Origin of the sequence: Rhodococcus sp. IEGM 1406 (genome assembly GCF_030056745.1) — a bacterium.
GTDB lineage: Bacteria > Actinomycetota > Actinomycetes > Mycobacteriales > Mycobacteriaceae > Rhodococcus_F > Rhodococcus_F erythropolis.
The window spans coordinates 569,434-581,040 of record NZ_JASHKO010000003.1; the positions used below are offsets into that span (position 1 = coordinate 569,434).

Sequence of the window (11,607 nt, forward strand, 5' to 3'; positions counted from 1 at the left end):
GTGATCTGCGACTCAGTCCGCTCGGCGACGACGTCGACCGGAGCCTTCGGACGGGTTGTTCGAACTCAGGTTCGCCATTATTTCGGCGACGGTCAACCCGTTGGAATGAGCACCGCTCGCGGCATCTTCCGGGGCAGCGCGACGACGACGGCGAGGCTCTGCGTCAGGCTCCGCAGCGGGTTCAGCTTCCGCGACAATCTCGGGAACAACCTCGGGCGCCTCTTCGACGACAGCGTCTTCGATGACGGCGTCTTCGATGTTCGGGGCCTGGGTGGGAGCCTTGATTTCAGGCTCGACCGGCGCTACCGGTTCCGGATCCTTCTCCACCGGAACGCCTTTCACCGTTCGTGCCTGTGTGGAACCCACCGGGGAACTCTTCGGTGCCTGGTTCCCGCTCTGATTCTGCGGCTTCTGCGTCTCTTGTGGCTTCTGCGTCTCTTGTGGCTTCTGCGTCTCTTGTGGCTTCTGCGTCGGGATGACACGCGGCGCCACGAAGCTGCTGTCACGCCACGACGTCTCCGCGAACACGACGGTTGTCTCAGCAGTCACCGGATCGTCGTTGGGCGATGCCAAGCCGCCGACGTTCGGTGCCGGTTGGCTGGGTCCGTTCTGGCCGGCGCCGGGAACGTACAGCCCCGACGGTGCCGGCTGGTACGCACCGTACGAACTACCGCCAAGTTCCGGTACTCGCGTGGAATCGGTCTTGAGCGCGGTCTGTTCGGGCAGCAGTCCACCTTCGAACAGTGCTTCGAGGTTTCGGCGCAGCGCCACCAATTCGGCGCGCAGCCCGGCCAGTTCCTCCGCGTCCGCGGTCACCTCACGTCGCACGCGACCTTCGACGCTCAGTTCGTACTCACGTCGAGCCGAAATTTCACGTTCGAGCTGCAGTTCGTACACGGTCTGCAGATCGGCAACCTTGGCTTTGTCCAGTGCCGACTCACGCCGATACTTGGTCATGGCGATAGCGCCGAGGGTGGCTGCCCACAGAGCGACGACCAGTCCCACCCGAAGAAGCTGAACGCTGTTGCTGAAGATCAGAAACAGCGAAGCAATGACAGCAAGTGCCAGAAGAGCAGCAATGATCATCTGGCTCGCGCTGCGCTTGCTTCGGCGCGCAGACTTCGATCGACCAGAATTTGTCATGGTTGCCAGGGTACTTGCCGAGACCGGGGTCGCCACGTACCTCGGTGGGTGATTTGCCGACCAGGCTGTCAGTGCGCGGGCTCGTCAGGTGTATCTTCCGGCGTCTTGCAACAATGTTCGAGCCACAGAGCTGCCGCTACCAGCGCAATTGCGGCGCCCAACCCCACCCACGCGCCCGGCGTGTCGGAGGCTGCGGCCTGCAGAACCGAGCGTTGTGGGATGAGATACACCAGCACTCCGACCCAGACACCGACGGTAGCTGAACCGACCAAAGCGGATGCTTTGGCCAATGCCAGCGCTCGGGCGGCAGTGATGGGATGAAGCTGTCTGAGCCCGTCACCCACCTGACGATTCTTGACGCGCGAACGAATGACAAAAGCGAAGACGGCCTCGGCAACGGCCACGAAGTACAGCGACGCTCCCGCATAAACAGGGATCGGCGGCATCGAACCGTAGAACACGCGAATCAGAATCCAGGTGGCCACAGCGGCAACCGCAGCCAGAACCGCGAGTTCACTGATCCGGGTCGGCTTCAAACCCTTGCCTTCTTCGGTCACCGCGCAAGCACCACATCGGTAGTGCGCACACCTTCACGCTCAGTGCGATCGAGGCCGTCGAGAATTTGTGCCACCGACAACTTCTGGCCGTCGACGATCAGCGTCGCGTCAGGCTCGACGTCCAGCCAGGGAACGAGCACGAATGCCCGTAGATGCGCTCGCGGATGCGGAAGGGTGAGCACGGGATCGGAACTGACGACGCCTTCGCAATCGACCACGTCGACGTCCAGGCTCCGGGGTCCCCAACGCTCTTCGCGCACCCGGTCTGCAGCTTCCTCGAGAGCTTGCGACCGGCGAAGCCACTCAGCGGCGTCGGCCTCGGGATCGTCGACCACCACCACCGCGTTGTAAAAATCCTGCTGCTCGACGCCACCCCACGGCGCCGTCGAGTAGACCGGTGAGACAGCAACGACGGCGCTGCCCAACCCGTCGACAACGGACTGCAGGTGAGCCACGCTGTCGCCGATGTTGGAACCGATCGACAGAACAGCGCGCGTCATGCCGATCTGGTCCGATGTGCGACGACGGCGACGTCCGCAAAAACCAGCGGAATCGGTGCCGACGGTTTGTGGACCACGACCTCGACGCTCTCGACTCGCGAATCTTTCATGACGTCGTCGGCGATCTCAGCGGCGACGGTCTCGATGAGATCGCGCGACGGGCCGGCGACGATGGCTGCGGCGGCTTCCGCCAACTCGCCGTAGTGCAGGGTATGGGTCAGATCGTCCGACGCCGCGGCGGGAGCCAAGTCCATCCAGACGGTGATGTCGATGAAGAAGTCCTGACCGTCACGCTTCTCGTGGTCGAACACTCCGTGATTGCCGCGAACCTTCAGCCCGCGCAATTCGATTCGGTCCCCCATGTCAGGCCCTTTCTCGTCCACGGTTCCAGGCGTCGACCACGGCAATGGCGTCGAGCGAGGCTTGTGCGTCGTGCACCCGAACTCCCCAGGCGCCCTCACGTGCTGCAAGGGCCGAGACCACGGCCGTCGCAGTCTCGCGGCCACCAGGCGGACGGGGATTGCCGTCGGGATCGCTGAGCAGAGACCCCAGGAACCGCTTGCGGGAAGCGCCGACCAGTATCGGGAATCCGGTCGCGTTGAACTCGGGTAGTGCACGCAACAGGGCCCAGTTGTGGTCGGCGTTCTTCGCGAACCCGAGGCCGGGGTCGAGGATGATCGACGACGAATCGACCCCTGCTTTCAACGCCAGATCGACCTGCGACAGCAGTTCGTCACGGACGTCGCGGACCACGTCGTCGTAGTGATCGGCGCTACCACGATGGACGTAGTCACCGGCCGAGCGCCAATGCATGAGGATCCAGGGCACTCCGGCGTCGGCCACAACGGATGCCATGTCGGGGTCTGCGCGACCGCCCGACACGTCGTTGACGATGCCTGCGCCCGCTTCGATCGCGGCGGCGGCGACGGAAGCACGCATCGTGTCGACGCTGACGCGAATTCCGGCTGCCACGAGTTCTTCGATCACCGGGGCAATACGGTCCGCCTCGAGTTTCGGATCGACGCGGGTGGCTCCGGGGCGCGTCGACTCGCCGCCGACGTCGACGATGTCGACGCCTATGCGTTGCAGTTCGAGCCCGCGAGCGATCGCCGCGTCACGATCGAGAAATTGACCACCGTCGGAAAACGAATCGGCGGTGACGTTCAGAATCCCCATCACGACCATCCGGGCCGGATCGCTACCTGCAACGGGAGCCGCGGACATCTCGCTCACTTACGAAGGATGAGGTCCAGCGCTTCGGACCGTGAGGCCGCGCTGGATTGCAGGAGCCCACGAACCGCTGACGTGGTCGTGCTGGCTCCAGGCTTGCGGATACCGCGCATCGCCATGCAGAGGTGCTCGGCTTCGATGACGACGATGGCTCCACGCGGGTCGAGCTTGCGCATCAAAGCATCCGCGATCTGGCTGGTCAGGCGTTCTTGAACCTGCGGACGCTTGGCGTACAGATCGACGACGCGCGCGAGCTTCGACAAACCGGTGACCTTGCCCGACTTTCCCGGGATGTAGCCAACGTGAGCAACACCGTGGAAGGACACCAGGTGGTGCTCGCACGTCGAGAACATCGGAATGTCTCGCACGAGCACCAATTCCTGGTGACCCTCGTCGAAAGTTGTGTTCAACGCGTCGTCGGGCTCGGAGTACAGACCCGCGAAGATCTCCTTGTACGAGCGCGCAACCCTGGCCGGCGTATCGAGCAGGCCTGGGCGCTCCGGATCTTCACCGACCGCGATCAACAATTCCCGTACGGCAGCCTCTGCCCGCGCCTGATCGAACGGGCGGCCCGTTCCGAGCGACACCAGTTCACTGGCCACATCATTCACCGACAACCGAACTCTCCTCGAGAATTGTTCACAGGTCCCCCGCCGCAGAGCCTAGTGGCGCAAGGTCAGCGGGATCCGTCCGGTCCGTCCCAGCGAGCGGTGCTCGGGCCGTCGTCCTCAGCCGAATGATGCGGCGGCGGAGTCTGCGGCTGTTCCGGTGCGGGGCTCTGCCACTGGTTTTCGCCGGTCGGGTTTCCCCGGTTCGGATCGGCGAAGGGTCCACCGTCCGGGTACTGCACCGGGTAATCGGGCTGCGCGGGGTAACGGCGGCCGGGGTGCGGCTGCTCGGGGTACGCCTGCTGTCCCGGGTGCGGTTGACCGTACTGCCCCTGATCGGGCTGGGGCTGACCGTGTTGGGGCTGACCGTACTGGCCCTGCGACTGGTTCGGCGGGGTCGGATTCTGTCCACCGGTGTACCCACCCGACTGCTGTCCGGGGTACGTCGGCGACGGGTTCTCACGCGGAGGCCAACCCGGTGCCGACCATCCGGCGGGCGCTCCGTAGTCGGGTGTTCCCGGTTGCGGAGTCTGCTGCGGAGCACTCGGCTGCGGGTACGAGGGCTGTGCGTAGCCGTTCGAGGGTCCCTGGTTGCCGTTGTTGGGGAGACCACCGTTGTTGGGGACACCGCCGTTGGGTGCACCGCTGTTGGGTGCGCCGCTGCTGGGTGCGCCTGCCTTGACGAGAACAGGTGCAGCAGCGGGCTCCGGCCACGTTTCGCCGCGCTCGATCGCGAGTTCGCGAGGAGTCTTCACCGGCGGACGATCCGAAGGCGTGCGCCCACCGAAATCGTTGAAAGCCGTGATACGCGGACGCTTTTCGACGCCGGCAAGGATCTTCTCGAGGTCCTTGCGAGTCAACGTCTCACGCTCGAGCAGTTCGGTAGCGATGAGGTCGAGCGCATCGCGGTACTCGTTGAGGATGGCCCACGCTTCGGTGTGCGCCGCCTCGATGAGGTTGCGCACCTCCTCGTCGATTTCGCGGGCGATCTCGTGCGAGTAGTCGGACTGAACGCCCATCGAACGGCCGAGGAACGGATCCCCGCCCTCCTGTCCGTAGCGAACCGCGCCGAGCTTGGCACTCATGCCGTATTCGGTGACCATCGCGCGTGCGATCTTGGTCGCCATGTCGATATCGGACGACGCTCCGGTGGTGGGCTCGTGGAACACCAACTCCTCGGCGGCGCGTCCACCCATTGCCATGACGAGACGAGCGATCATCTCCGAACGCGTCATCAAACCCTTGTCGTCTTCGGGCACGGTCATCGCGTGACCGCCGGTGCGACCGCGAGCGAGGATCGTGACCTTGTAGACCGGCTCGATGTCAGGCATTGCCCAAGCAGCCAGCGTGTGACCGCCCTCGTGGTACGCCGTGATCTTCTTCTCGTGCTCGCTGATGATGCGACTCTTACGCCGCGGTCCACCGACAACACGGTCCACCGATTCCTCGAGCGAGGCTTCGGTGATGACGGTCCCGTTTTCGCGTGCGGTGAGCAGCGCAGCCTCGTTGATGACGTTGGCAAGATCGGCGCCCGACATTCCGACGGTCCGCTTCGCGAGGCCTTCGAGATCGGCGTTGGGATCGATCGGCTTGCCCTGCGAGTGCACTCGCAGGATCGCACGGCGACCGGCGAGGTCGGGGGCGCCGACCGGAATCTGGCGATCGAAGCGTCCCGGACGCAGCAGTGCGGGGTCGAGGATGTCGGGGCGGTTGGTTGCGGCGATCAAGATGATGCCGGTGCGATCACCGAAGCCGTCCATCTCGACGAGCAGCTGGTTGAGCGTCTGCTCGCGCTCGTCGTGTCCGCCGCCCAGTCCTGCGCCGCGCTGACGACCGACGGCGTCGATCTCGTCGACGAAGATGATGCAGGGGCTGTTCTGCTTGGCCTGCTCGAACATGTCGCGAACACGCGAAGCACCGACACCGACGAACATCTCGACGAAGTCCGAGCCGGAGATGGTGAAGAACGGGACGCCGGCTTCGCCTGCGACAGCGCGAGCGAGCAGCGTCTTACCGGTTCCGGGAGGGCCGTACAGCAGCACACCGCGCGGAATCTTGGCGCCGAGCGCCTGGTAGCGAGCCGGGTTCTGCAGGAAGTCCTTGATCTCGTACAGCTCTTCGACAGCCTCGTCCGCACCGGCGACGTCGGCGAACGTGGTTTTCGGCATGTCCTTGGTGAGCTGCTTGGCCTTCGACTTACCGAATCCCATGACTCCGCCGCGACCACCGCCGCCCTGCATCCGGTTCATGACGAAGAAGAAGATGCCGAACAGAATGATCATCGGCAGCACGAACAGAAGGATCGACGTCAGCCAACTCTCCTGAGTGACCGTCGTGTTGAACTTGTCCGCTCCGGCGCCTTCGACCTTGTCGAAGATCTGCTCCGACGCACTCGCGGGGTACTTCGCCAGGATCTGCGTCTTACCGTCGGTGGCGTCGTTGCCGTTCTTGAGCCACAGACGAACCTGCTGCTCACGGTCGTCGATCTGCGCCGACTCAACATTCTTGGCGTCGAGTTGGGATATCGCGACCGAGGTGTCGACGGTCTTGAAGTCGCGGGTGTCGTTGCTGAAGTAGCTGAAGGCATAGATCACCAACAGCACGACGGCTACGAGTAGCACGTTACGGAACACAGTCTTACGGTTCATACAGGTCGGCCGATGTGGCCGGTCCTTTCGAGAGTGCGGGTCTGCCAGGTCGCCTTCCGGCTGCCAACCGGACACCTGCAGGTTACCGCGATCGGCCCCATCGATGCCCGCCAGCGGCCGTGCCGCTTGGTTGGAACGGTCGTCACTGTGTTCAACGTGCGCATTGCCGATCAGGTTCCCGGGCTACGTCGCAGCACAGTTTCCTGTGAGCGAACATGCTCATAGTGGTTATCGTGCGCTTTTCCGACGCTCGTCCGTCGTTATTCGTCAGGCCGTTTCGGAGAGGATTCCCGCAACAGCGTCAGCGGCGCCCGATTGGTCACCGTCGATGATCCGGTGGGCGAGCTGATCGAGTCGCGCAGACAGTCGCGCCGAGGACTCGGGCACGTCCGCCTGCTTGGCGATGGTGTCGTCGAGATCAGCCAATAAGCCGCCACCGGCCAGGTGCCTGACGCAGCGCCATGTCTCGGCGAAGTTTCTCGCGGTCCCGTCGTCGGTCAACATCGCGACCCGAAGCGCAGCGTTGGGATTCGACGCCGCCGCCCGAGCCAGGCCGGCCATGATCGCTTCCCTGGCAGCAGTCAGTTCGTCGACGGTTCGGTCTTGCAACCGCACTCCCGAGTCTGCAGACCTACCCGCGTCGGGCGTGGGAGCTTCGCGAATCACCGCTCCGTTACCGTGCTGAATTTCGACTCTGCCCCGAATCTCGAGGGCCACGAGCGCTTGAGCCAGCGACGCTCGACTGACGCCGAGTTCGGCAGCCAGGCTGCGTTCGGGAGGAAGCCGATCGCCGGGCGAAAGGCCTTGAGCCTCGATGAAATTCGAAATGTGCTCGGCCAACTGCTCATACAGACGCGGACGCTTCAATCGTCCGGGCAGGCCCGAGCGCGAGCCGGGCGATGACGTCGAATTCATGCCTCGGAGTGTACTTGACAAATGGAGCAGTGGCAGAGAGGCTAGGCCAATTCCAAGTGATGCAGACCACAAGCTGGTCGCGAACGGATTGAGAGTTCGATGGCAAATGTCATAGCCCTGTCAGTACTTGTCCTGGTGTTCGTCATATCCACCGTGAGGTCGGTGAACATGGGTGCGCTTGCCCTGGTGGCTGCCTTCGTCGTCGGAACACTGGTCTTCACTGTCGATACCAGCGAGATCCTCGACGGCTTCCCGGCCAGCCTCTTCGTCATCCTGGTCGGCGTCACCTACCTGTTCGCGCTGGCCAGAAACAACGGCACGGTCGACTGGATCATTCACGCGGCGGTCCGTGCGGTCAGAGGACGAGTGGCCCTCGTGCCGTGGGCGATGTTCGCGGTGTGCGCGGCCGTCACCGCCATGGGCGCGGTCAGTCCCGCTGCCGTCGCCATCATCGCGCCCGTGGCAATGGGCTTCGCCACCCGCTACCGGATCCACCCCATGCTGATGGGCTTCATGGTCGTCCAGGGCGCAACGGCGGGCAGCTTCTCCCCTATCGGAATCTTCGGGGTGATCACCAACGACGTCATGCGCCAGAACGGCCTCCCGTCCAGCCCGGCCTTGCTGTTCGTCTCGACCTTCGCGGCCGCAGCCGTTGTTGCCGCAATCGCGTACGTCTCGTTCGGCGGTCGCGCATTGATTGCACGCGGCGCCTCGGAGCGCGTGCTTGTCAGCGCAGTCGGCAACGCGTCGGGCGGTGGCGACACCATCACCGGTTCGGGTTCCGGCGACAGCTCGAAGGGTGGCGGCAAGTCCTCGGGTGGGACCGCTCCGCACGCGGGAGCACTCAATCTCGAGCGGCGACTCACCCTGCTCGGGCTGGCGTCACTTGCACTCGGCGCCTTGGTCTTCGACCTCGACGTCGGATTCACCGCACTGACCGTCGCGGTACTTCTCACCCTGATCTTCCCGGCCTCCGCCCGCGGGGCCGTCGACAAGATCAGCTGGGGCACCGTGCTCCTCATCGGCGGAATCGTCACCTACGTGGCCCTATTGCAGAACCAAAACACCGTCCAGTGGCTCGGGGATTCGGTAGCTCACGTGGGCATTCCACTTCTCGCGGCGTTCTTGATCTGTCTGATCGGCGCGATCGTGTCGGCGTTTGCATCCACCACCGGAATCCTCGGTGCACTAATCCCTTTGGCAATTCCCTTCCTCATGACCGGCCAGGTCAATGCAACCGGCCTGGTTATCGCACTGGCAATCTCGTCGTCTCTGGTCGATTGCAGTCCGTTCTCGACCAACGGCGCGCTGGTGGTGGCGAACGCCGCTCCGGAAGAACGCGACGTGGTGTTCGGGCTGACGATGCGGTGGGGCATGACCATCATGGTGGTGACGCCGATTCTCGCCTGGTTGCTGTTCGTTGTTCCCTGGTCCGTCTGAATCTTCGCTCAAAGAAAGGGAACTCGCGATGAACAGCGAATCCACACTTCTGCGCTCCCTCGACCCCCGCATCCTCGACGATCACGGAGCGGCGGTCAGTTTCGGCGAAGGCGCGACCCTCTCTCGCGCCGACTTGTTGGCCGCCGCCACCGCGGTCGCCGATCGAATCCACGGTGCACAGCGAGTGGCAGTACAAGCCGCCGCCGGCCTCGAGACAGTGGTCGCCGTCGCCGGCGCGCTGATCGCCGGTGTTGCCGTGGTCCCGATCCCACCGGACTCCGGCCCGCTCGAACGTCAGCACATCATCGCCGATTCCCAAGCCGAACTGATACTCGGAGACGGACCGTCGGATTCGAGTATCCCGTTGATTCCCATCAATATTCACGCGCGATCTGCGACGTCCTATCCCGAACCGAGCGCGGCAGCTACCGCACTGATCATGTACACCTCAGGAACCACCGGAGCGCCGAAAGGCGTCGTCCTCTCGCGAGCAGCGATCGCAGCAGATCTCGACGCACTTGCCCACGTGTGGAATTGGACTCCGGAGGACACACTCGTCCACGGACTGCCCCTCTTCCACGTCCATGGGTTGATTCTCGGCGTGTTGGGCGCATTGCGCGTCGGTTCACCGCTGATTCATACCGTCAGACCAACTCCGGATTCGTATGCCGCAGCGGGTGGCTCGTTGTACTTCGGTGTTCCGACCGTCTGGTCACGCGTGTGCGGTGAGCCCTCGGCGGCAGCAGCATTGCGATCCGCGCGCTTGCTCGTGTCCGGAAGTGCACCACTTCCGGTTCCATTGTTCGAGCGGATGAAATCGCTGACCGGATTGGCTCCCGTCGAGCGCTACGGAATGAGTGAAACCCTCATCACCGTCAGCACGACGCACGACGGCGAACGTCGCCCGGGTTGGGTCGGGCACGCCGTTCCGGGAGTCAGGACGAGGTTGCGCGGCGAGAACGGCGAATTGTCGGCGCACGACGGAGAGCAGCTTGGGCAACTGGAAGTTGCGGGAGCCGTGCTCTTCGACGAGTACCTCGGGAACCCCTCGAAGACAGCGGAATCCATGAGTAAGGACGGCTGGTTCCGCACCGGCGACATCGCGGTGATCGACGACAGCGGATTCCACCGCATCGTCGGCCGCGAGTCGGTCGACATGATCAAGTCCGGTGGATACCGCATCGGTGCCGGCGAGGTGGAACAGGCACTTCTGGCATACCCCGGCGTTCGCGAGGCCGCCGTCGTCGGTGTGCCGGACGACGATCTCGGCCAGCGCATAGTCGCATTCATCGTCGGGGACGTAGCTGACTGCGCGGTGGTTTCGGACTTCGTCGCCGAATCACTGTCGATCCACAAGCGCCCTCGTCAGGTTTGTCTGGTGGACAGCTTGCCCCGCAACGCTATGGGCAAAGTCCAGAAGAAGCTGCTGACGCTCTGAAGGCAAGCCTCTTCCATCGAAGCGTGCTCGGTCACTGTCGGGTCACCACGACGGCGGCGTCAGCCATCCGATCGTGGAAGCCGCGGACGTCCGGTGCGCTACTGATCGAAACGATGATCGCGATCGAAATAGCGACTGTTACAAGAGAACCGAGAATGCTCGCGACACTGCCCAACGACATCGAATTCAGCATGCCGACGAGCTCGTCACCACTACCGAGCATGGCCAACGCCGAAACAGCCGATCCGAAGTACATGGGGATCACGAATGCATTCCGTTTGAAGGACTGCGCCAAGGCCGGACGTGCACCTCCTACCGAGCGAACCCCTATTCCGAGGGCGAGTTTGCCCAGGGTTACCCCGAATGCCGACTCTCCCCATACGAAGTACACTATCGAACCGATCCCGATCAGCAGGCCGATCAGACCCGAACTTGTCCGGTAGGAATCGAAGTCGAATCCGTTTCCGAGCGTCGCGGTGGAGATCATTCCGCCGACGACCGACACAACTGCGAGAATGGCAAAATCGATGAACCGCGCGGCAACTCGTATCCCGGCGCCGGCCGGCCGAAACCCACCAGGCAGGAGTGGAACGCCGGTCGGCCCATACCCCGGGTTCGGTTGCGGCACGGCAAATTGCGGCACGGCCGGTCGCGGTGCGGACGGTTGCACAAGGTCGCCACTGGAGCGGGCCTCCGGTCCGCTCGAAATGAACGTCTCGGTCGCAGGTTCGGGTTCGGGTTCGGGTCCGAGTAGACCGAATTGCCCAGCATCCCTTCGGTCCAATGCCGCATCCACAGCAGGATCACCCAGCGCTTCGAGCCACGTCACAAGATCGTCGTACGTCGACGGATTCGCAGCGATCGCCGGCCGCAACTCCGGCGAACTCGATGCGATCTCGAACAGCACCGCCGCCGGAGTCCGCGGATCCGCAGCCTCGAGAGCACGTCTCGAAGGCTGCACGGGCACGGGCACCGGCGCAGGCACGGGCACCGGCACGCGGTCAGGTTCAGGTTCAGGTTCAGGTTCAGGTTCAGGTAGACCGAATTGCCCAGCAGCCCTTCGGTCCAACGCTGCATCCACAGCAGGATCACCCAGCGCTTCGAGCCACGTCACAAGATCGTCGTACG

Annotated in this window: 11 protein-coding genes; 2 read left to right on the forward strand and 9 right to left on the reverse strand. The window is 63.8% G+C overall.

Translation table 11 applies throughout. The annotated features are described in order from the left end of the window. Window positions 1–12 precede the first annotated feature (12 nt). The 8 genes from QM596_RS18325 to QM596_RS18360 all read right to left on the reverse strand — a co-directional run bounded on the left by QM596_RS18325 (window position 13) and on the right by QM596_RS18360 (window position 7,601). Window positions 13–1,143 (reverse strand): DUF6779 domain-containing protein, encoded by a 1,131-nt coding sequence (locus QM596_RS18325; protein WP_283309609.1) that lies wholly within the window; start codon window positions 1,141–1,143, stop codon window positions 13–15. A gap of 68 nt (window positions 1,144–1,211) precedes the next feature. Continuing rightward, window positions 1,212–1,679 (reverse strand): DUF3180 domain-containing protein, encoded by a 468-nt coding sequence (locus QM596_RS18330; RefSeq protein WP_153213529.1) that lies wholly within the window; start codon window positions 1,677–1,679, stop codon window positions 1,212–1,214. 17 nt (window positions 1,680–1,696) lie between these two features. After that, complete coding sequence (folK, locus tag QM596_RS18335) at window positions 1,697–2,200, reverse strand: 2-amino-4-hydroxy-6-hydroxymethyldihydropteridine diphosphokinase (RefSeq protein ID WP_211918157.1); 504 nt, start codon at window positions 2,198–2,200, stop codon at window positions 1,697–1,699. After that, window positions 2,197–2,562 (reverse strand): dihydroneopterin aldolase, encoded by a 366-nt coding sequence (folB, locus tag QM596_RS18340; protein WP_019746785.1) that lies wholly within the window; start codon window positions 2,560–2,562, stop codon window positions 2,197–2,199. The genes folK and folB overlap by 4 nt, the downstream gene beginning before the upstream one ends. Window position 2,563: 1 nt before the next feature. Then, a complete protein-coding gene (gene folP / locus QM596_RS18345; RefSeq protein ID WP_029254407.1) occupies window positions 2,564–3,424 on the reverse strand; it encodes a dihydropteroate synthase in 861 nt (286 codons plus the stop codon). Window positions 3,425–3,429: 5 nt separating this feature from the next. Continuing rightward, on the reverse strand, window positions 3,430–4,047 hold the full coding sequence (gene folE / locus QM596_RS18350) for a GTP cyclohydrolase I FolE (RefSeq protein WP_019746783.1): 618 nt from the start codon (window positions 4,045–4,047) through the stop codon (window positions 3,430–3,432). Between the two features lie 59 nt (window positions 4,048–4,106). After that, a complete protein-coding gene (gene ftsH / locus QM596_RS18355) occupies window positions 4,107–6,686 on the reverse strand; it encodes an ATP-dependent zinc metalloprotease FtsH (RefSeq protein ID WP_134998458.1) in 2,580 nt (859 codons plus the stop codon). 267 nt (window positions 6,687–6,953) lie between these two features. Further along, the gene (locus QM596_RS18360) at window positions 6,954–7,601 is read right to left on the reverse strand and encodes a FadR/GntR family transcriptional regulator (RefSeq protein ID WP_007727006.1); all 648 of its coding nucleotides are present in this window, start codon (window positions 7,599–7,601) and stop codon (window positions 6,954–6,956) included. Window positions 7,602–7,700: 99 nt separating this feature from the next. Here QM596_RS18360 and QM596_RS18365 point away from each other — a divergent pair, with 99 nt between their 5' ends. Together QM596_RS18365 and QM596_RS18370 are read left to right on the forward strand one after the other, a co-directional pair. Then, complete coding sequence (locus QM596_RS18365; protein WP_283309610.1) at window positions 7,701–9,041, forward strand: SLC13 family permease; 1,341 nt, start codon at window positions 7,701–7,703, stop codon at window positions 9,039–9,041. Window positions 9,042–9,069: 28 nt separating this feature from the next. Next, window positions 9,070–10,479: an acyl-CoA synthetase gene (locus QM596_RS18370; RefSeq protein WP_283309611.1), complete on the forward strand. Its 1,410-nt coding sequence runs from the start codon at window positions 9,070–9,072 to the stop codon at window positions 10,477–10,479. Window positions 10,480–10,510: 31 nt separating this feature from the next. On the opposite strand, the gene QM596_RS18375 is transcribed toward QM596_RS18370, so the two are convergent. Then, a partial coding sequence (locus QM596_RS18375) for an RDD family protein (protein WP_283309612.1) occupies window positions 10,511–11,607 on the reverse strand: 1,097 nt, incomplete at its 5' end.